Source organism: Streptomyces sp. NPDC041122 (assembly GCF_055592445.1).
The window spans coordinates 498,362-517,001 of record NZ_JBVIYQ010000005.1 but is presented as its reverse complement, the minus strand read 5'-3'; the positions used below and the strand labels follow the sequence as shown (position 1 = coordinate 517,001).

Here is an 18,640-nt window from a genome sequence, read left to right as displayed (position 1 = left end):
CCGGACGGCGCTCCGCCGGGGCCGCCCTTTTCGGACAGATGTGCAGGGAAGCGCCCGGGTGCCATTCCCACCGGGAGCACGCGCGCTCTACCCTGCTGGACAGAGGAGCGTCCGGCCCGCGAACGTGCGGCCCGCCGCTCCGGCCATCGACTCCCAGCCCCCGGGTCGTGCGTCACCGCACCACATGAGGCCCGCTGGAGCCGTATCGCCGACGCCACGGCTCCAGCCGCTGTCCTCCATGCCGCCCGGTCAGGGAAATCCCGCGTCCTGGTCGAGCCGGGAGGACACCCGCGCGAGGTGGCGTCGGAGGGGAGCCGGCCACTTCGCGCACTGACGGTCGCCGCCACTCATGATGTCGGCGGCGGCCGTCTCCCAGGGCGCCGGCACCGCTCAGCGAAATGCCGGCCGCCTCGCCTTCGAGCGTACTCGCAGTCGGGCCGGTTGCCGCGTGCCGCGATCGCGATTACTGCTGCGCCGTCTCCGGGGCCGGCGCGATCCCGGTCGGGCAGGCCACGCCCCAGTTGGTCTCGAACGGGTCACCCAGCTTCACGCCGGTTCCGCCGATGCCGCAGTAGCCGTCGGGGTTCTTGTCCAGGTACTGCTGGTGGTACGGCTCGGCCGGCCAGAGCGGGCGGGGCTCGGCGGGCAGGACCGTCGTCGTGATCGTGCCGTGGCCCGCCGCCGTCAGGACCTGCTGGTACGCCTCCAGGGACGCGGCCGCCACCTCCGCCTGGGCGGGGGAGTGGGTGTAGACCGCCGAGCGGTACTGCGTGCCGACGTCGTTGCCCTGGCGGAAGCCCTGTGTGGGGTTGTGGGACTCCCAGAAGAGCTTCAGGAGCTCCGCGTACGAGACGCGGGCCGGGTCGAAGACCACGCGGACCACTTCCGTGTGACCCGTCAGGCCCGAGCAGACCTCCTCGTACGAGGGGTTCTCGGTGAAGCCGCCCTGGTAGCCGACGTACGTCGTCCAGACGCCGTCCGTCTGCCAGAACTTGCGCTCCGCGCCCCAGAAGCAGCCCAGGCCGAAGTCGGCGACCTCCAGGCCGTCGGGGTAGGGGCCGAGCAGCGGGTTGCCGAGGACCGTGTGGCGCGAGGGGACCTCGAATTCCGGGGTCGCCCGGCCCTTCAGGGCCTGCTCGGGGGTGGGGAGCTCGGGCGTGCGGCCGAAGATCATGGGGTCTCTCCTCGTGCGGGGCAGGGGTCTACCTCGTCAACACGGCGACACCGCGTCGCATTCCGGCCGCCGCGGCGCCGGCGAACGGTCCGCGCGGGCGTCAGTGCGGCAGCGTCGCCGGGCTGCCGCCGTTCGCCTCGTACCCGGCGACGGCCAGCGCGCGGTACACCGCGTAGCCCCCGGCGGGGTCCCCGGAGAGCGTCCAGGGCAGCGCCCCGACGTGGCCGTCCACGTGCACCAGCTGGTTCATCGCCTCGCCCCAGCGCTCGCAGTGCACCAGGAAGAAGACGAGGAGGTGCCGCACGTGCGCCAGCATCGGGTCGTCGGCGCGCGCGGAGTGCACCGCGAAGAGGGCGCCCTCGACGGCCTTGGTGACGATCTCGCTCTGGTAGAAGCCGCGGACCAGGTTGACCTCGGGCAGGTGTTCGTAGACCGCGAAGAGGGGGAGCGCGGCGAGCAGCGAGCCGCGCGGCGCGCGGGACGCGGCCGCCTCGGCGAAGCTGTACGCGAGGTCGCGCGAGCCGTGCCACTTCTCGCACCAGTAGTGCAGCGCCGCCAGGTGCGCGCCCATGTGCGCGGGCGCGCGGTCCAGGATCTTCAGCCAGAGCTGCTCGAACTCCTCGCGGGGGTAGGCGAGTCCGCGCGCGATGGAGAGCTCGACGATGTACGGGACGGGGTCACCGGGAGCGAGCAGCGCCGCCTGCGCGCACGCCTCCTTGGCCTCTTCCAGGATGATCCGGAACTCGTCCGTCCCCTGCGTCGCCGTCCGCCAGGCCTGCTGGACCAGGAACTCCGCGTGCACCGCCGCGCCGCCCGCGTCCTTGGGCGCCTCGGCACGCCACACCCGCAGCCACTGCCCGCCGGGGCTGTCGCTGACCCCGCCCGGCCGGTGCTGCAACTCCAGGGAGGCCGCGCCCGCGAACGCCTGCACGCGCTGCCAGCGCCGCTCGCCGTGCGTTTCCGTGCCCGCGAGGAGCTGCGAGGCCGCCTTCCACTCCTGGGTGCGCTGCACCAGGTCGAGGACCTCCAGGAGATCGGTGTCCGGCCCCGGCATGCGGATGTCCAGCTCCTCCTGGCGCAGGAAGCCGTAGTTCTCCGGGTCCGCGGCGTCCGGCGAGCCGGGGGCGACCTGCCGGATCCCGCCCCGCCTGCGCAGCAGTACGGGTCCGAGGACCGCACCGATCATGATCACCGCGAACAGGACCCAGAGAATCTCCATGACACAAGCGAACCAGAAGCGTCCGGCAATTGGCGAACCTGGCGGGACGTACCCGGACCGACCCGGCACGCGGGCCCGCGCGCGCACTACGCTCAGGCCACATGAGTGACTCGCACAGCACGCAGAGCTTCGAGACCGTGGCGATCCACGCGGGCAACACCGCCGACCCCCTCACCGGCGCCGTGGTCCCGCCCATCTACCAGGTCTCGACCTACAAGCAGGACGGCGTCGGGGGCCTGCGCGGCGGCTATGAGTACAGCCGCAGCGCCAACCCGACGAGGACCGCCCTCGAAGAGAACCTGGCCGCCCTGGAGGGCGGCAGCCGCGGACTCGCCTTCGCGTCCGGACTGGCGGCCGAGGACTGCCTGCTCCGCGCGCTGCTCTCGCCCGGCGACCACGTCGTCATCCCCGACGACGCCTACGGCGGCACCTTCCGGCTCTTCGCCAAGGTCGTCTCGCGGTGGGGCGTGGACTGGTCGGTGGCCGACACCTCCGACCCGGAGGCCGTGCGGGGCGCGCTGACCGACCGTACGAAGGCGATCTGGGTGGAGACCCCCTCCAACCCGCTGCTCGGCATCACCGACATCGCCGCCGTCGCGCAGATCGCCCGCGAGGCCGGCGTCCGCCTCGTCGTCGACAACACCTTCGCGAGCCCCTACCTCCAGCAGCCGCTGGCGCTCGGCGCGGACGTCGTCGTGCACTCCATGACGAAGTACATGGGCGGCCACTCGGACGTCGTCGGCGGCGCGCTCGTCGTCAACGACGCGGCGCTGGGCGAGGAGCTGGCGTACCACCAGAACGCGATGGGTGCCGTCGCGGGCCCGTTCGACGCCTGGCTGGTGCTGCGCGGCATCAAGACCCTCGCGGTGCGCATGGACCGGCACAGCGAGAACGCCACGAAGGTCACCGAGATGCTGACCCGGCACCCGCGCGTGACGCAGGTCCTCTACCCGGGCCTCCCGGAGCACCCCGGTCACGAGGTCGCCGCCAAGCAGATGAAGTCGTTCGGCGGGATGGTCTCCTTCCGCGTCGACGGCGGCGAGGAGGCGGCCGTCGCGGTCTGCGACCGCGCCAGGCTGTTCACGCTGGGCGAGTCCCTCGGCGGCGTCGAGTCGCTGATCGAGCACCCGGGCCGGATGACGCACGCCTCGGTGGTGGGCTCGGCCCTGGAGGTCCCCGCGGACCTGGTGCGCCTGTCCGTGGGCATCGAGTCGGCGGACGACCTGCTGGCCGACCTGCAGCAGGCGCTCGGCTAGGACCCGGTCGCCCCCCGGGACCCCGCCGTCACCAGCGGGTCAGGGGTGGGGTCGTGTCCGACGGCGGCTCCACCCACGGCCGGGCGAGGGACGCCCACACGACGAACGCCACCGCGGCGGCGAACAGCAGCACCCAGAAGAACCGCCGCACCGCCGTGCGGCGCCGCAGCATCCGGCTGCCGCGCCGCACCGCGTCGCCGCAGAGGTCGGGCGGCACCGGGGCCGGCGCGCTCTCCAGGAGACGCCGGATCGCCGCTTCCTTGCGCTCGTACTGGCTCATGAGGGCGCCGTCCCGGTCAGCGTGCGGGCCGGGGCCGGGCCGCACGGCGGGTGCAGGGCTGTCGCCGTCGCGCGGGCGCAGATCGCCGCGACCCGGTCGGCGGGCAGCCCGAGGAGCGCCGCCGTCTGCTCCTCGGCCACGCCCTCGTACATCCGCAGGACGAGAATCAGCCGCTCCTGGGGGCTGAGCCGGTCCAGGACCCCGCCGTGGCCGCGGTGGCGGCGCCAGGCGTCCCGGGCGAAGCGGACGGCGACCTGCTGGCGGGTGCGGTCGTAGGGGTCCTCGCCGCGCAGCCGGTCCCACGTCGCGTACGTGTGCGCGAGGGCCGCGGTCAGCAGCGCACGCGCGCGCGGGTTGTCGTCGGGAAGCTCGGCGGTGAGCAGCGTGGCGGCATGCAGCAGCCGCCCTGCCGCGCCCGCGACGAACGCCTCGAACTCCCGGGCACGGCGGGCGCTCTGGAGCGCCTGCCGTTCTCGCACCACGCCTCCCGGCCGGAAGGAAGGGGGATCCCGGTCTCATCCGATGCCAGAAGCGGGCCGGGGTCAAGACTCCGGAGTGGCCGGAACCTCTCCCGTCGGTGCCGCGTGGGACGTCTGTCGCGCCGAGAGGGCGGAATTGAAGCGTGTGAGGAGCGCGCAGAAGCTCTCGCGCTCCTCCGCGTCCCAGTCGTGCGTCAGCTCGGCCATGAGCTCGCGGCGCGAGGAGCGCACCTCGTCGAGCCTGGCCTGGCCGCGCGGGGACAGCTGGAGCACCACGGCCCGGCCGTCCTCGGGGTGCGAGGTGCGCTTGACGAGCCCGGTGTCGACCAGCGGGGCGACCTGGCGGGTGACCGTCGAGGAGTCGATGCCCATGCTCGCGGCGAGCGCCTTGACGCCCATGGGGCCTTCCTTGTCGAGACGGTTGAGCAGCAGGTACGCGGCGCGGTCCATCGAGTTGCGGACCTGGCCTACGCCGCCGAGGCGGGTCTGCTCGGCTCGGCGGGCGAAGACGGCCACCTGGTGCTGGAGGCTGTCCAGGAGGCCGGGGTCGCTGGCGGTCGTCATGTCCGGAGTTGTGGGCATGGCCGGGGGCTCACTTCATGCGAGGGCGATGGGTTGGGGGACAGGGTACGCGGCTGCGGGGCGTACCGTACCTGCGCTGCGTAAACCTACGGGGAGAACGGTCTCGTCCCTTGGTCACCCGAGGAGGACTCAGGCAGTGGCTGCAAGACTTGCCGACATGAGCTATCGCACGCCTGACTCCTTGCCGACGGTGACGCTCGACGACGTCCGCGGCGCGCAGAAGATGCTCTCCGGAGTGGCCCGTACGACGGCGCTGGAGGGCAGCAGGCACCTGTCCGGGCTCGTCGGCGCCCCGGTGCACCTGAAGTGCGAGAACCTCCAGCGGACCGGTTCCTTCAAGCTGCGCGGCGCGTACGTGCGGATCGCGGGCCTGCTGCCCGAGGAGCGGGCCGCCGGGGTCGTCGCCGCCAGCGCGGGCAACCACGCGCAGGGCGTGGCCCTGGCCTCCTCGCTGCTCGGCGTGCGCTCCACGGTCTTCATGCCCGCCGGGGCGCCGCTGCCCAAGGTCGCGGCGACCCGGGAGTACGGCGCGGAGGTGCGGCTGCACGGCCAGGTGGTCGATGAGACGCTGGCCGCCGCGCAGGAGTACGCGCGCGGCACGGGCGCCGTCTTCATCCACCCCTTCGACCACCCGGACATCATCGCGGGGCAGGGCACGGTGGGCCTGGAGATCCTGGAGCAGTGCCCGGAGGTGCGCACCATCGTGGTGGGCGTCGGGGGCGGCGGTCTCGCCGCGGGCATCGCGGTCGCGGTCAAGGCGCTGCGCCCGGACGTACGGGTGGTCGGCGTGCAGGCGGCGGGCTCCGCGGCGTACCCGCCCTCGCTGGCGGCCGGGCACCCGGTGTCGATCCGCAACCCCGCGACGATGGCCGACGGCATCAAGGTCGGCCGCCCCGGTGACGTGCCGTTCCAGCTGGTCGAGGAGCTGGTCGACGAGGTGGTCACGGTCTCCGAGGACGAGCTCTCCAGCGCGCTGCTGCTGTGCCTGGAGCGCGCCAAGATGGTGGTGGAACCGGCCGGGGCCAGCCCGGTCGCCGCGCTCCTGAGCGACCCGAAGAGGTTCGAGGGGCCGGTGGTGGCGCTGCTGTCCGGCGGCAATGTCGACCCGCTCCTGATGCAGCGGATCCTGCGGCACGGCATGTCGGCGGCGGGCCGCTACCTGTCGCTGCGCCTGCGCCTGACCGATCGCCCCGGCGCCCTGGCCACGCTCCTCACCATCCTCTCCGGGATGGACGCGAACGTCCTGGACGTGAGCCACGTCCGCACGGACCCCCGCCTCGGCCTCACGGAGGTCGAGGTCGAACTCCACCTGGAGACGAAGGGCCCGGTCCACTGCGGCGAGGTGGGCGCGGCCCTGGAGGCGGCGGGCTACACGGTCATCGCCTGAGCCGAGCCGGCCGGCGGCACCCCGCGCGACGGTCTTGGGAAAACAGCTGAGCCGACGCGATGTATCGCGTTATGGTGTGTTCCGCGTCACCGGTCGCCGGGCGTGTGCGGTCCGGCAAATCTAAGCTCATCCGTAGGAAGTCACCCACACCAGGGGAGAACCCACATGCCAGGCGCCATCTACGCCGAAGGTCTGGTGAAGACCTTCGGGGACGTACGGGCTCTGGACGGCGTCGATCTGGATGTCCCGGAGGGAACCGTGCTCGGTCTGCTCGGGCCGAACGGCGCCGGGAAGACCACCGCGGTCCGCTGCCTGACGACCCTGCTCACGCCGGACAGCGGCAAGGCGGTCGTCGCGGGCATCGACGTCCTGAAGAACCCCAACGAGGTCCGGCGCTCGATCGGACTGTCCGGCCAATTCGCCGCTGTCGACGAATATCTGACGGGCCGTGAGAACCTCCAGATGGTCGGCCAGCTCTATCAGATGCGCGCCAAGGAGGCCAAGGTCAGGGCGGCCGAGCTGCTCGACCGGTTCCACCTCGCCGACGCCGCCGACCGCCCCTCCAAGACGTACTCCGGAGGCATGCGCCGCCGGCTCGACCTCGCCGCCGCGCTCGTCGTCTCGCCGCCCGTGATGTTCATGGACGAGCCGACCACCGGCCTCGACCCGCGCAACCGCCAGCAGTTGTGGGAAGTCATCCAGGAACTCGTCGCGGGCGGCACCACGTTGCTCCTGACCACCCAGTACCTCGAAGAGGCCGACCACCTGGCGCACGACATCTGCGTCGTCGACCACGGCCGCGTCATCGCCCGCGGCACCTCCGACCAGCTCAAGGCGCAGACCGGCGGCGAGCGCGTCGAGGTCGTGGTGCACGACGGCGGCCACATCGCCACCGCCGTCGAGGTGCTGCGCGGCTTCGGCAAGGGCGAGGTCGCCGTCGCCGAGCACACCCGCAAGCTGACCGTCCCCGTCACCGGCGGCGCCAAGCTCCTCGCCGAGGTCATCCGCGAGCTGGACGCCCGCGGCATCGAGATCGACGACATCGGCCTGCGCCGCCCCACCCTCGACGACGTCTTCATCTCCCTCACCGGTCACGTCGCCGCGGAGGCGGACGAGAACGCCGGCGGCGAAGACGCCCCCGCCAGGTCCGAGCGCAAGAAGGAGGCCGACAAGTGAGCACCGTCTCCGACACCGTGCGCACGGCGGGGCCCCGCCCCGCCGGCGGCATCGGCCAGTCCGTCAGGGACTCCCTGGTCATGGCCCGGCGGAACCTGATCCGCATGAGTCGGATCCCCGAGATGGTCATCTTCGGACTGCTCCAGCCGATCATGTTCGTGGTCCTGTTCACGTATGTCTTCGGCGGATCCATCCAGGTCGGCGGCTCGCTGTCCTCCCAGGACTACCGCGAGTTCCTCATGGCCGGCATCTTCGCCCAGACCGTCACGTTCGCCACGGCGGGCGCCGGCGCGGGCATCGCCGACGACATGCACAAGGGCCTCATCGACCGCTTCAGGTCGCTGCCCATGGCGCGCGGCGCGGTGCTCACCGGCCGCACCATCGCCGACCTCGCGCAGACCGCGCTGACCCTGGTCGTGCTCGCCCTGGTCGCCCTCCTCATCGGCTGGCGCGCGCACGAGAACGTCGCGAAGGTCCTCGCCGGCTTCGGCCTGCTGCTCCTGCTCGGGTACGCGTTCTCCTGGATCGGCGCCCTCATCGGCCTCTCCGTGCGCACCCCGGAGGCGGCCACCTCCGGCGGGCTCATCTGGCTCTTCCCGCTGACGTTCATCTCGAACGCCTTCGTGGACTCCAACAACCTGCCGACGTTCTTCCGGCACATCGCCGAGTGGAACCCCTTCAGCACCACGGTGCAGGCCTGCCGCGAGCTGTTCGGCAACCTGCCGCCCGGCTTCCGGACCCCGGACGCCTGGCCGATGCAGCACCCAGTCATCGCGTCCGTCCTGTGGTCGGTGCTGATCCTGGTCGTCTTCCGCACCCTCGCGGTCCGCAAGTACCGCTCGGCGACCGCCTGACCCGCCCCGGCGCGAGAACGACCGGGCCCCCGGCACTCACGGTGCCGGGGGCCCGGTCGTCGACGGAGCCCGGAGAGAGCGCTAGGCCTTGTACGGCTTCGCCTCGAGGATCTTGACGGAGGCGAACTTGCCGTTCGGCAGTTCGTACTCCGCGTTCTCGCCGATCTTCTTGCCGTTCACGCCCGTGCCCAGCGGGGACTGCGGCGAGTACGTCTCGATGTCGCCGCTCGCGTACTCACGGGAGGCGAGCAGGAAGGTGAGGGTGTCGTCCTCGTCGCCGTCGAAGGCGATGGTGACGACCATGCCGGGCTCCACCACACCGTCGTCGGCCGGCGCCTCGCCGACCCGCGCGCTCTCCAGGAGCTGGGTCAGCTGGCGGACTCGGAGCTCCTGCTTGCCCTGCTCCTCCTTGGCCGCGTGGTACCCGCCGTTCTCGCGCAGGTCGCCCTCCTCACGCGCTGCCGCGATCTTCGCCGCGATCTCGGTGCGCGCGGGACCAGACAGGTACTCCAGCTCGGCCTTGAGCTGGTTGTACGCCTCCTGGGTCAGCCAGGTGACGTTTTCGCTGGTCTGGGTCACAGGTGCTCCTCGTAGGTACTGGGAATACAAAGCATCGCCCTACCCAGAAGGATGTTCCTTCCCGGGTGGGCGAAACCACGAGCCTAACAATTCAGGCGCCCAAAGGGCAGGACATAAGCCGCCACATTTGCGTCCCCGCAGGTGAGTGCGGCAAAGCCCGGCGGCGTCAGTCGGAGTGGCAGCCGAGCAGCTCGACGTTGGTGGCCTTCGACGTCGTACGCAGCGTGACGACCTTGTCGATACGGTCCTTGTGCTGGTCGAAGCGGAAGTCGGCGCGGCCCACCTCGTTGCCGGACTCGGCCTGCGAGCGCAGGGTGCAGTACCCCCGTGCGCCGGCGTCCTTGCGCACTTCCAGATGGGCCTCGACGGAGTGCTCGGAGACGACGTCGAACTTGATGACCTCGCCGCTGATCTTCGTACCGGCGATGTAGTCGTAGCCGAACCAGCCGACGACACCCAGCAGGAGCACGCCGAGCACCGAGCCGATGATCTTCAGCTTGCGGTCGGCGGCCTCGTCGGCCGTGCGCGAGCGGCCGTACCGGCCCTCGGGGAGGTCCCCGGGACGCCCCTCGGGGAGCTGCGAGCCCACCGCCGCCATGATCGTCCTCCAGAAACAGGGGATGCCGGAATTTTCCGCCCCCCGGTTCCGTCACTATAGAAGCCGCCCGTTGCGCCGGATGAACGAGGGCGCCCACAACCTGAGGATCGAGTCTTGACTGAGCAGCTGCGACTGATGGCCGTTCACGCCCACCCCGACGACGAGTCGAGCAAGGGCGCGGCCACCATGGCCAAGTACGTGTCCGAGGGGGTGGACGTACACGTCGTGACCTGCACGGGCGGCGAGCGCGGCGACATCCTCAACCCCAAGCTCCAGGGTGACGCCTACATCCAGGAGAACATCCACGAGGTGCGCAGGAAGGAGATGGACGAGGCGCGCGAGATCCTGGGCGTCAAGCAGGACTGGCTCGGCTTCGTCGACTCCGGCCTGCCCGAGGGCGACCCGCTGCCGCCGCTTCCCGAGGGCTGCTTCGCGCTGCAGGACGTCGACAAGGCGGCCGGTGAGCTGGTCCGGCAGATCCGCTCGTTCCGTCCGCAGGTCATCACGACGTACGACGAGAACGGCGGGTACCCGCACCCCGACCACATCATGACCCACAAGATCTCGATGGTGGCCTTCGACGGCGCGGCGGACGCCGAGAAGTACCCCGAGTCGGAGTTCGGCCCGGTCTTCCAGCCGCAGAAGCTCTACTACAACCAGGGCTTCAACCGGCCGCGCACCGAGGCGCTGCACCACGCCATGATCGACCGGGGTCTGGAGTCGCCCTACGGGGACTGGCTCAAGCGCTGGGACGAGTTCGGGCGGGTCGAGCGCACCCTGACCACGCACGTGCCGTGCGCCGACTTCTTCGAGATCCGCGACAAGGCGCTGATCGCGCACGCCACGCAGATCGACCCCGACGGCGGCTGGTTCCGCGTCCCGATGGAGATCCAGAAGGAGGTCTGGCCCACGGAGGAGTACGAGCTCGCGAAGTCGCTCGTCGATACGTCCCTCCCCGAGGACGACCTCTTTGCGGGCATCCGCGACAATGCCTAGCGTGAACGCACATCTGGCAATGACGCATCTCGTCCCTCTCGCCAAAGAGGTCGACGACGACAAGGTGACTCCCGGCGTCCTGGGCTTCATCGTCTTCGCGGTGATGGCCCTGGCCGTCTGGGGCCTGATGAAGTCGATGAACAAGCACATGCGGAAGGTCGACTTCAAGGAGCCGGAGACCCCGGAGACGGAGTCCGTCTCCCAGGGGAAGTCCGTCTCCCAGGAGAAGTAGCCGCCGCCTCTGCGCAGCGGCGGCAGCCGCCTCCCCCCCCCTCGCTTCTGCCACTCCCTCCCTGCGGCCCCCGGTCGCTCCCGCCGCCCCGCGGGCGCACGATGGAGGGAGCGGAGCCGGTGCCGGCACGGGCCGGTGGTTCCGGGCCTCCGGAACGAGGCGATCGGAAGGGGGTGCGACGCCATGTCCCGGTACATGGACGTCCACCACGGGATGGCGGGGATCACCGCCGAGCAGCTGAAGCAGGCCCATCAGGCGGACCTCGCCATCGAGAAGGAAGAGGGCGTGCACTTCGAGCAGGCCTGGGCGGACCCGGAGTCGGGCACGGTCTACTGCCTCTCCGAGGCCCCTTCGGCCGACGCGGTCCAGCGCATCCACGAACGCGCCGGGCACCGCGCCGACGAGGTCCACGAGGTGCCGCTGAGCGTGTGAACGGCGGCCTGGCGGGTGCGCCCAGGTGCGCGTGGGTGTACCCCGGGCGCGCCGCTCGGGTCAGCTCGGCTGCGGCACGTCGACGCCCATCACCTCCCGCGCGTGCCGGCCCGGGACCATGCCGAGGCGCCAGGCCTGCCAGCCCGTCTCCAGCTCGGCACCGCGCTCCAGGAGCAGGCCGTACGCCTGGACGTAGTCGGTGAGCTTGCCGTCGCGCGTCGGATGGTCGGCGCGGGCCAGCTGGCTCAGCTCCTCCTGGGCGACCGCCGTGCCGATCTCCCAGCCGCCCGGCGCGCCGTACGGCAGCAGGGTGCAGCGCAGAAAGCGCGCCCAGTCGCCGCCGCGCCGGTCCCCGTAGGAGTCGAAGAGCCCGACGGCCTCGTCGCACAGGGACAGCGCCTGCTGGGCCCGGGCGTTGCCCGCGTCCACGACCGCGAGCTCCAGGCACGTCCAGGCCTCGCCGTGCGCGACGCCGATGCGCTGGAAGTCGGCGCGGGCGTCCACCAGGAGCTGGCGGGCGAAGCCGGAGTTGCGCAGCGAGCCGGTCCGGGCCGCGCGCTGGTCCCGGGTGACGCGCGCCGAGTGGTGCCGGGCGCACGCCAGGCCGTACACGTCCCGCATCCGGGAGAACATCGTGCGGGCCCGCTCCAGGTCGCGCACCGCCTCGTCGAGGTCGCCGGTCTCCTCCAGGGCCTGACCGAGGTAGTACAGGGACCAGGCCTCGCCGCGCGCGTCGTCGTTGTCGCGGTGCCGGGACACCGCCTGGCGCAGGCCGTCCACGGCGGGGGACGGGTCGCCGTCCACGAGCCGGGCCCGCGCCAGCTGGGTGAGGGCCCACGCCTCGCCGCGCGCGTCGTGGGTGCGGCCGTACAGCTCCAGGGCGTCCCGCAGCTCCTGCTCCGCGCGCGGTACGTCGCCCATCCGCAGGCAGAGCTGGCCGAGCTGGAAGTGCGTCCAGGCCTCGCCGTGCACCGACCCGCTCCCGCGGTGCAGCGCGAGCGCGGTCCCCAGCATGTCCTGGGCGTGCGCCAGGTGGGCGCGGTCCCGCTCGACCGCGGCGAGCGCGTGCAGCGTCCACGCGCGGTCGCCCGCCAGCTCCTCGGCGGTCTGCAGCTCCAGCGCCTCGGTGAGCCGGGCCGCGGCCTCCGTCAGGTTGCCCTGGTGGTGCAGGGTGATGCCGAGGGAGCCGAGCGCGCGGGCGGCGGCCGCGTCCTGGTGGGCCTCGAAGTACAGGTCGACGACGGAGTTCAGCGTCGTACGGGACTGGTCGAGCTCGCCGAGCTGGCGGGCCGCGATGCCGGTGCGCCACTGCACGCTGCGGCCGAGCAGCCCCTGGTCGATGGCCTGGGTGAGTTCGTTGATCTCACCGAGGCGGTAGAGGTCGCCGCGCAGCAGGCAGTAGTCGCACAGGGCGCCCAGGAGGTTGAGCACCGCCCGCTGGTCGACGCCCTCCGCGTGCCGCAGCGCCGCCGTGATGAACGTCGACTCGTCGTCCAGCCAGCGCAGCGCCGCGTCGAGGGAGGTGAAGCCGTGCTGCCCGAACTGGTCGGCGCGCGTGGACGTCTTGCCGTCGACCAGCCGGATCACCGTGTCGGCGAGCTCGCCGTAGCTGGCGATGAGGCGCTCCTGCGCGGCCGTCCGCTCGGCGGGCTCCTCCTCGTCGAGGAGCCGGGCGCGGGCGAAGGACCGCACGAGATCGTGCAGGCGGTAGCGGCTGGCCGCGGGCGACGCGCCGTCCGTCTGCCCCCGGGGCCGCGGCCGGTCGACCAGGCCCGCGCGGGACAGCGCGGTCAGCTGCCGGGCCGCCTCCTGCTCGTCCGTGCCGAGCAGCGCCGCGGCGGCGGACGTGCCGAGCGAGGCGCGCCCGGCGAGCGCGAGCCGGCGCAGCAGCCGCCTGGCCGGCTCCGACTGGTCGCTGTAGCGCAGCCACAGGACCCGCTCGACGGGGCCGACCTTGTCGGCGGGGCCGTAGGCCGCGAGGTCGGCGGCGAGAGAGCGTGGTGTGCGCGGCCCGAGCGAGGAGCCGGCGGCGCGCAGCGCCAGCGGCAGCCCGCCGCACAACTCCCGTACCGCGTCTCCGGATTCGGCGTCGTAGGGCCCGGAGAGGTCCTCCGCGGCCTCCCGGAGCAGCTGCTCCGTGGCCGCCTCGTCCAGTGCCTCGACCGGCAGCCGGTGCACCCAGGCGGGCAGGTCGGCGGGGAGCTCCAGGGGCTCGCGGGCGGTGACCAGGACGAGGCTGTCGGAGCGCTCCGGGATCAGCGTGCGGATCTGCTCGACGTCACCGGCGTCGTCCAGCACGATCGTGACCGGCAGGCCGGTCAGATACTGGTGGTAGAGCTCGCTGAGCCGCTTGACCTGCTGCTCGGGCGAGGAACGCTCCCGGAACAGCAGTTGCTCGCGCGGGGCGCCCAGTCGGTTCAGCAGATGCAGCAGGGCGTCCCGGGTGGACAACGGGGTGTCCTGCGGGGCGGCGCCGCGCAGGTCCACCACGCACGCGCCGCGGAACTGGTCCCGCAGATCGTGCGCGGCCCGCACCGCCAGCGAGGTGCGGCCCGAGCCCGGCACGCCGTGCAGCACGACGACGGTGGGCCGGGTGTCGGTGCTGGCGCGCGCCGCGTGCACCCACTGCGCGATCCGGCCGAGCTCCGCCCTGCGCCCCACGAACGAGCCGGTGGTCTCCGGGAGTTGGGTGAAGGACTGCTGCAGTACGTTGCGCCGGCGCGCCGCCGCGCTCTTGTCCGTGCCGCGCAGCTGGGGCGCCGACTTGTTCGCCTTCCGCGTGCCGGTGGAGGCGGCGAGGACCCGCTGCTGGTCGAGAAAGGGCCGGATGCCGCGCACCTCCAGCGCCGTCAGCCACTGCAGCCGCAGCTGCTCGGCGCCGCCCGGCCGGCTCAGCTCGCCCGCGCGCCGGCTGGCCGCCGGGACGTGCGAGGCGGTCACCTTCAGGACGGCCGCCGCCGCGCCCGCCACCGCGACGACCACACCGGTGCCGAGTGCGGTGCCCGCGCTCGTGCCGAACGACAGGTCGCTCACCCCGGCGGCGATGGCGGCAACGACCGCCACCAGTAAGGGAGTTCCCGCGCCCTCGCGGGCGAAGCGCTGCCCGAAGGTGAGCTGCCCCGTCTGCGCCGCGTCCAGCGCCCCCGTGTACGTCTCGTACTCCTCGGCCGCCGTCTGCGCCATGACGTCCAGCGCGCCGCGCGCCCGCGAGAGCAGGACGCCCCCGTCGACGCGCCCGCCCGAACGCCGCACCTCCTCCTCGACGGCCCGTACCAACAGCCGCTCGGCCTCGGCCCGATGGCTGTCCCGCATATGGGTTCCCCCTCCGAGATCAACGGTTGTCTGCGGTGACAAGTGTCCTGCGTACGGGTCGCGGACGCGAGGGCGTCCGTGGATCGGGGGGTCGGGTGCGCGAGGATGGGGGCATGCCGAACCGACTGGCCCATGAGACGTCCCCCTACCTCCTGCAGCACGCCGACAACCCCGTCGACTGGTGGCCGTGGTCGGCCGAGGCCTTCGACGCGGCGCGCGAGCGCGGTGTGCCGGTGCTGCTCAGCGTCGGATACAGCAGCTGCCACTGGTGCCATGTCATGGCCCACGAGTCCTTCGAGGACGCCGCGACGGCCGCGCTCATGAACGAGAAGTTCGTCAACATCAAGGTCGACCGGGAGGAGCGGCCCGACGTCGACGCCGTCTACATGGAGGCCGTGCAGGCCGCGACGGGGCAGGGCGGGTGGCCCATGACCGTCTTCCTCACCGCCGACGCCGAGCCGTTCTACTTCGGTACGTACTTCCCGCCGGAGCCCCGGCACGGCATGCCCTCCTTCGCGCAGGTCCTCGACGGCGTGCACCGGGCGTGGACGGACCGGCGCGGTGAGGTCGCCGAGGTCGCGGGCAAGATCGTGCGCGACCTCGGGGAGCGGCAGCTCACGCACGAGGGCGACGGGCGGCCCGGCGAGGACGAGCTGGCGCAGGCGCTGCTCGGGCTGACCCGCGACTACGACGCGGCGCACGGCGGCTTCGGCGGCGCGCCCAAGTTCCCGCCGTCCATGGCGGTCGAGTTCCTGCTGCGGCACTACGCCCGCACCGGCGCCGAGGGCGCGCTGCAGATGGCCGCCGACACCTGCGAGCGGATGGCCCGCGGCGGCATCTACGACCAGCTCGGCGGCGGTTTCGCGCGCTACTCCGTGGACCGCGAGTGGACCGTGCCGCACTTCGAGAAGATGCTCTACGACAACGCGCTGCTGTGCCGCGCCTACGCCCACCTGTGGCGGGCCACCGGCTCCGACCTGGCCCGCCGGGTCGCGCTGGAGACCGCGGACTTCATGGTCCGTGAACTGCGCACGAACGAGGGCGGGTTCGCCTCCGCGCTCGACGCGGACAGCGAGGACCCGGTGACGGGCGAGCACGTCGAGGGCGCGTACTACGTGTGGACGCCGGCGCAGCTGCGGGAGGTCCTCGGCGAGGACGACGCGGAGCTCGCGATGACCTGCTTCGGCGTGACCGAGGAGGGCACCTTCGAGAAGGGCGCCTCCGTGCTGCGGCTGCCGCGGGAGCAGGGGCCCACGGCGGACGCCGCGCGGCTCTCGGCGATCCGCGAGCGGCTCCTCGCGGCGCGCGCCGGGCGGCCCGCGCCGGGGCGGGACGACAAGGTGGTCGCCGCGTGGAACGGCCTCGCGGTCGCCGCGCTCGCCGAGGTCGGCGCGTACTTCGACCGGCCGGACCTGATCGCGGCCGCCGTCGGCGCGGGCGACCTCCTCGTCCGGCTGCACATGGACGAGCGCGCGCGGCTCGCCCGCACCTCCAAGGACGGCCGGGCCGGCGCCAACGCGGGCGTCCTGGAGGACTACGCCGATGTCGCCGAGGGCTTCCTCGCGCTGGCCTCGGTGACCGGCGAGGGCGTGTGGCTGGAGTTCGCCGGCTTCCTCCTCGACCACGTCCTCGCGCAGTTCGTGGACGCGGAGAGCGGCGCGCTGTACGACACGGCGAGCGACGCGGAGCGGCTCATCCGCCGCCCGCAGGACCCCACGGACAACGCGGCGCCCTCCGGCTGGACGGCGGCCGCGGGAGCGCTCCTGTCGTACGCCGCCCAGACGGGCGCCGCCCCGCACCGGACCGCGGCGGAGCGGGCGCTCGGCATCGTCAAGGCGCTCGGTCCGCGTGTGCCGCGCTTCATCGGCCACGGCCTCGCCGTCGCGGAGGCCGCGCTCGACGGCCCCCGCGAGGTCGCGGTGGTCGGCGAGGTCCTGGGCGACCTGCACCGCACGGCGCTGCTGGGCACGGCGCCGGGCGCGGTGGTCGCGGCGGGTCCGGCGGGCGGCGACGAACTCCCGCTGCTCGCCGGCCGCCCGCTGGTGGACGGAGCCCCGGCGGCGTACGTCTGCCGCGACTTCACCTGTGACGCCCCGACCACGGACCCGGCGGTCCTGGCGGAGCTGCTCTCCTGAGCCACGTGGTGCGTCGGATGAGCCACGTGGTGCGTCGGAAGGGAGAGGCATGCGGTTGAAGGTGGAGATCGCCGTCCCGGAGAGTCATGTGGAGCGGGTCATCGACGCGCTCCATGCGGCCGGTGCGGGGCGGGTCGGGACGTATGCGCGGTGTGCCAGCTGGTGGCCCGTCAACGGGACCTGGCTGCCGTTGCCCGGATCGGATCCTTACGACGGGGAGGTCGGCGTCGTGCAGCGCGGCGCGGAGTGCCGGGTGGAGTCCGTCTGTGCGCAGGAGCAGGCCCGCGCCGTCCTGGAGGCGGTGCGGGCAGCGCATCCGTACGAGGAGCCGGTCGTCAACTTCCTGCCGTTGTACGAGCCGTGAGCCCGGCCCCGGTGCCGCCGAACTCCGCGAGCGCCCGCTCCACGATCCCTTCGAGACGGTCGTGGTGGGCGCCGCGCCAGAAGACCCGGTCGCACCCCGCGCACTGCGCGAAGACGTCGTAGGTGCCTTTCGTGCCGCCCTCCAGGCGGTCGGCCACCTCGTCCTTCGTGGCCGGGCGCAGCGTGCCGTTGCAGGCGCTGCAGCGGGTCCAGGGGCGCAGTTCGGGGGCGAACCGGCCGAGGACGTCGCGGAGTTGGTCGTCGGGGCGGTCGCTGTAGACGTATCCGCCCGCCCACAGCTCGCGGCGGCGCAGCAGGCCCCGGTCGCGGCTGAGCAGGACGCGCCGTTCGGCCGCCGAGCGGGCGGCGAGGGCCGGGTCGCCGATGTCGGTGCTCTCGTACGCCGTGTCGACGCCGAGGAGCCGCAGCCGGCGGGCGAGCGTGCCGAGGTGGACGTCGAGGAGGAAGCGGAGCGGGGCGCCCGGCACCCGCTGGGGGCGCGGGACCGCGCGGACGCTGACGCGCTCGCCCGCCGCGGGGACGTGGGCGGCGGGGACCTCGCCGCCGTCCACCACCAGCGCGCCGACCTCCGTCAGCGGGACGCCGAGCGACTCGACGACGTGCCCGAGCGTGGACGCGCCGTCCGTCACCGCCGTGGTGGGGCCGCCCCTGCGCTCGTGCGGGACGAAAATCCCCAGTTCGGGGGCGAATTCGACGAGGATCTCCGGACCGTTCATGCCGTCAGGATGGCATGGCGGGGCCGCTCCCACCGGGGATTTTCGTGCCCGTGAAGCCGCCCGCCAGCATGTCGAGCGTGCGGTCCACGAGGGTGGGCAGGTCGTCCCGGTGGTCGTGCTCCGCCCAGTACGCGGCGGTCTCGGTGAGCGCGCCGATCAGTGCCATGGAGAAGGCCCGCACCTCCAGGCCGTCGGGGTCGCGGCCGGTGCGCTCGGCGATGACGCGGCACACGATGCGGCCGGTGACCGACATGCTCTCCAGCATCCGCGCCCGCACGGCGGGCACCTCGGTCATCAGCTTCGTCCGCAGCCGAGAGACCTCCGGCTCCTCGGCGAAGCCGAGGCCCACGGCCCGCCGCAGCACGTGCCGCAACGACTCCACGATCGGCTCGTCGGCGGGGCGCGCCCGCAACTCGCTCTCCATGAGCGGGTCGTACTCGTCGGTGAGGACGATGTCCTCCTTGGTCGGGAAGTAGCGGAAGACCGTGGAGGGGGAGACCTCCGCGGCCTCCGCGATCTGCTCGACGGTCGTCCCCTCGTACCCCTGCTGCCGGATCAGCCGGTACGTGGCGTCCCGGATGGCGAGGCGGGTCTTGAGCTTCTTCCGCTCACGCAGTCCCAGGGGAGGCGTGGCGGTGGGAGCGGGGGTACGGGCGGCCGTCATGCGGCTCATTGTCGGCCATCGGCGCGGGCCTTGCCCAGGTCAGGCGGGTCCGCCGGTGCGCCGGCGCCGCGGCCGGAGGCCTCGATCTCGCGGATCGCGGGTCTCGGATCGCGGGTCGCGGATCGCGGGTCTCGGGGAGAGCAGGAAGCGGCAGGCGATCAGGCCGATCGCGGCCATCGGGACGT

The 18,640-nt window shown here is 72.8% G+C and carries 19 protein-coding genes; 9 read left to right on the top strand and 10 right to left on the bottom strand.

The window, feature by feature from the left end:
* Positions 1-463: 463 nt before the first annotated feature.
* Complete coding sequence (msrA, locus tag ACZ6B8_RS21165; RefSeq protein ID WP_471078664.1) at positions 464-1,174, bottom strand: peptide-methionine (S)-S-oxide reductase MsrA; 711 nt, start codon at positions 1,172-1,174, stop codon at positions 464-466.
* A 100-nt stretch (positions 1,175-1,274) separates the two neighbouring features.
* The gene (locus ACZ6B8_RS21160) at positions 1,275-2,393 is read right to left on the bottom strand and encodes a hypothetical protein (protein WP_471608155.1); all 1,119 of its coding nucleotides are present in this window, start codon (positions 2,391-2,393) and stop codon (positions 1,275-1,277) included.
* Between the two features lie 101 nt (positions 2,394-2,494).
* Between ACZ6B8_RS21160 and ACZ6B8_RS21155 the strand changes: the two genes are divergently transcribed.
* Positions 2,495-3,649, top strand: a complete 1,155-nt coding sequence (locus ACZ6B8_RS21155) for a cystathionine gamma-synthase (RefSeq protein WP_471078670.1) — start codon at positions 2,495-2,497, stop codon at positions 3,647-3,649.
* A gap of 28 nt (positions 3,650-3,677) precedes the next feature.
* Here the strand turns inward: ACZ6B8_RS21155 and ACZ6B8_RS21150 are convergent, their stop codons facing one another.
* The 3 genes from ACZ6B8_RS21150 to ACZ6B8_RS21140 all read right to left on the bottom strand — a co-directional run bounded on the left by ACZ6B8_RS21150 (position 3,678) and on the right by ACZ6B8_RS21140 (position 4,990).
* Entirely contained in the window at positions 3,678-3,929 is a 252-nt protein-coding gene (locus ACZ6B8_RS21150) for a hypothetical protein (protein WP_471608154.1), read from the bottom strand.
* On the bottom strand, positions 3,926-4,408 hold the full coding sequence (locus tag ACZ6B8_RS21145; protein ID WP_471608153.1) for a sigma factor-like helix-turn-helix DNA-binding protein: 483 nt from the start codon (positions 4,406-4,408) through the stop codon (positions 3,926-3,928). Before ACZ6B8_RS21145 ends, ACZ6B8_RS21150 begins: the two co-directional genes overlap by 4 nt.
* A gap of 63 nt (positions 4,409-4,471) precedes the next feature.
* Complete coding sequence (locus ACZ6B8_RS21140) at positions 4,472-4,990, bottom strand: MarR family winged helix-turn-helix transcriptional regulator (RefSeq protein ID WP_471608152.1); 519 nt, start codon at positions 4,988-4,990, stop codon at positions 4,472-4,474.
* A 157-nt stretch (positions 4,991-5,147) separates the two neighbouring features.
* Here ACZ6B8_RS21140 and ilvA point away from each other — a divergent pair, with 157 nt between their 5' ends.
* The 3 genes from ilvA to ACZ6B8_RS21125 all read left to right on the top strand — a co-directional run bounded on the left by ilvA (position 5,148) and on the right by ACZ6B8_RS21125 (position 8,407).
* A complete protein-coding gene (gene ilvA / locus ACZ6B8_RS21135) occupies positions 5,148-6,377 on the top strand; it encodes a threonine ammonia-lyase (RefSeq protein ID WP_471078682.1) in 1,230 nt (409 codons plus the stop codon).
* A 165-nt stretch (positions 6,378-6,542) separates the two neighbouring features.
* Entirely contained in the window at positions 6,543-7,553 is a 1,011-nt protein-coding gene (locus tag ACZ6B8_RS21130; protein WP_471078685.1) for an ATP-binding cassette domain-containing protein, read from the top strand.
* Complete coding sequence (locus ACZ6B8_RS21125) at positions 7,550-8,407, top strand: ABC transporter permease (protein ID WP_471078688.1); 858 nt, start codon at positions 7,550-7,552, stop codon at positions 8,405-8,407. Before ACZ6B8_RS21130 ends, ACZ6B8_RS21125 begins: the two co-directional genes overlap by 4 nt.
* An 81-nt stretch (positions 8,408-8,488) precedes the next feature.
* On the opposite strand, the gene greA is transcribed toward ACZ6B8_RS21125, so the two are convergent.
* Both greA and ACZ6B8_RS21115 read right to left on the bottom strand, forming a co-directional pair.
* Entirely contained in the window at positions 8,489-8,986 is a 498-nt protein-coding gene (gene greA, locus ACZ6B8_RS21120) for a transcription elongation factor GreA (RefSeq protein WP_471078700.1), read from the bottom strand.
* Between the two features lie 166 nt (positions 8,987-9,152).
* Positions 9,153-9,584, bottom strand: coding sequence for a DUF4307 domain-containing protein (locus ACZ6B8_RS21115; protein ID WP_471078703.1), 432 nt, complete (start codon positions 9,582-9,584; stop codon positions 9,153-9,155).
* A 135-nt stretch (positions 9,585-9,719) separates the two neighbouring features.
* Between ACZ6B8_RS21115 and mca the strand changes: the two genes are divergently transcribed.
* The 3 genes from mca to ACZ6B8_RS21100 all read left to right on the top strand — a co-directional run bounded on the left by mca (position 9,720) and on the right by ACZ6B8_RS21100 (position 11,244).
* Positions 9,720-10,580, top strand: a complete 861-nt coding sequence (gene mca, locus ACZ6B8_RS21110; protein ID WP_355804189.1) for a mycothiol conjugate amidase Mca — start codon at positions 9,720-9,722, stop codon at positions 10,578-10,580.
* A 19-nt stretch (positions 10,581-10,599) separates the two neighbouring features.
* Positions 10,600-10,812, top strand: a complete 213-nt coding sequence (locus ACZ6B8_RS21105; protein ID WP_471079884.1) for a hypothetical protein — start codon at positions 10,600-10,602, stop codon at positions 10,810-10,812.
* Positions 10,813-10,995: 183 nt separating this feature from the next.
* The gene (locus ACZ6B8_RS21100) at positions 10,996-11,244 is read left to right on the top strand and encodes an SCO4226 family nickel-binding protein (RefSeq protein WP_471078706.1); all 249 of its coding nucleotides are present in this window, start codon (positions 10,996-10,998) and stop codon (positions 11,242-11,244) included.
* Positions 11,245-11,304: 60 nt separating this feature from the next.
* Here the strand turns inward: ACZ6B8_RS21100 and ACZ6B8_RS21095 are convergent, their stop codons facing one another.
* Positions 11,305-14,556, bottom strand: coding sequence for a tetratricopeptide repeat protein (locus ACZ6B8_RS21095; protein WP_471608151.1), 3,252 nt, complete (start codon positions 14,554-14,556; stop codon positions 11,305-11,307).
* Between the two features lie 113 nt (positions 14,557-14,669).
* Between ACZ6B8_RS21095 and ACZ6B8_RS21090 the strand changes: the two genes are divergently transcribed.
* Both ACZ6B8_RS21090 and ACZ6B8_RS21085 read left to right on the top strand, forming a co-directional pair.
* On the top strand, positions 14,670-16,691 hold the full coding sequence (locus tag ACZ6B8_RS21090; protein ID WP_471078712.1) for a thioredoxin domain-containing protein: 2,022 nt from the start codon (positions 14,670-14,672) through the stop codon (positions 16,689-16,691).
* Between the two features lie 49 nt (positions 16,692-16,740).
* Positions 16,741-17,055, top strand: a complete 315-nt coding sequence (locus tag ACZ6B8_RS21085; RefSeq protein ID WP_471078715.1) for a hypothetical protein — start codon at positions 16,741-16,743, stop codon at positions 17,053-17,055.
* Here ACZ6B8_RS21085 and ACZ6B8_RS21080 read toward each other — a convergent pair.
* Positions 17,027-17,791: a Mut7-C RNAse domain-containing protein gene (locus ACZ6B8_RS21080; protein ID WP_471078718.1), complete on the bottom strand. Its 765-nt coding sequence runs from the start codon at positions 17,789-17,791 to the stop codon at positions 17,027-17,029. The genes ACZ6B8_RS21085 and ACZ6B8_RS21080 overlap by 29 nt on opposite strands.
* 4 nt (positions 17,792-17,795) lie before the next feature.
* On the bottom strand, positions 17,796-18,455 hold the full coding sequence (locus tag ACZ6B8_RS21075) for a TetR/AcrR family transcriptional regulator (RefSeq protein WP_471078721.1): 660 nt from the start codon (positions 18,453-18,455) through the stop codon (positions 17,796-17,798).
* Positions 18,456-18,640 lie beyond the last annotated feature (185 nt).

Bases quoted from the DNA above. Each gene is read 5' to 3' on its own strand.
- msrA (WP_471078664.1), bottom strand. From the start codon at position 1,174: ATGATCTTCGGCCGCACGCCCGAGCTCCCCACCCCCGAGCAGGCCCTG.
- ACZ6B8_RS21160 (WP_471608155.1), bottom strand. From the start codon at position 2,393: ATGGAGATTCTCTGGGTCCTGTTCGCGGTGATCATGATCGGTGCGGTC.
- ACZ6B8_RS21155 (WP_471078670.1), top strand. From the start codon at position 2,495: ATGAGTGACTCGCACAGCACGCAGAGCTTCGAGACCGTGGCGATCCAC.
- ACZ6B8_RS21150 (WP_471608154.1), bottom strand. From the start codon at position 3,929: ATGAGCCAGTACGAGCGCAAGGAAGCGGCGATCCGGCGTCTCCTGGAG.
- ACZ6B8_RS21140 (WP_471608152.1), bottom strand. From the start codon at position 4,990: ATGCCCACAACTCCGGACATGACGACCGCCAGCGACCCCGGCCTCCTG.
- ilvA (WP_471078682.1), top strand. From the start codon at position 5,148: ATGAGCTATCGCACGCCTGACTCCTTGCCGACGGTGACGCTCGACGAC.
- ACZ6B8_RS21130 (WP_471078685.1), top strand. From the start codon at position 6,543: ATGCCAGGCGCCATCTACGCCGAAGGTCTGGTGAAGACCTTCGGGGAC.
- ACZ6B8_RS21115 (WP_471078703.1), bottom strand. From the start codon at position 9,584: ATGGCGGCGGTGGGCTCGCAGCTCCCCGAGGGGCGTCCCGGGGACCTC.
- mca (WP_355804189.1), top strand. From the start codon at position 9,720: ATGGCCGTTCACGCCCACCCCGACGACGAGTCGAGCAAGGGCGCGGCC.
- ACZ6B8_RS21105 (WP_471079884.1), top strand. From the start codon at position 10,600: ATGACGCATCTCGTCCCTCTCGCCAAAGAGGTCGACGACGACAAGGTG.
- ACZ6B8_RS21100 (WP_471078706.1), top strand. From the start codon at position 10,996: ATGTCCCGGTACATGGACGTCCACCACGGGATGGCGGGGATCACCGCC.
- ACZ6B8_RS21095 (WP_471608151.1), bottom strand. From the start codon at position 14,556: ATGCGGGACAGCCATCGGGCCGAGGCCGAGCGGCTGTTGGTACGGGCC.
- ACZ6B8_RS21090 (WP_471078712.1), top strand. From the start codon at position 14,670: ATGCCGAACCGACTGGCCCATGAGACGTCCCCCTACCTCCTGCAGCAC.
- ACZ6B8_RS21085 (WP_471078715.1), top strand. From the start codon at position 16,741: ATGCGGTTGAAGGTGGAGATCGCCGTCCCGGAGAGTCATGTGGAGCGG.
- ACZ6B8_RS21080 (WP_471078718.1), bottom strand. From the start codon at position 17,791: ATGAACGGTCCGGAGATCCTCGTCGAATTCGCCCCCGAACTGGGGATT.
- ACZ6B8_RS21075 (WP_471078721.1), bottom strand. From the start codon at position 18,455: ATGACGGCCGCCCGTACCCCCGCTCCCACCGCCACGCCTCCCCTGGGA.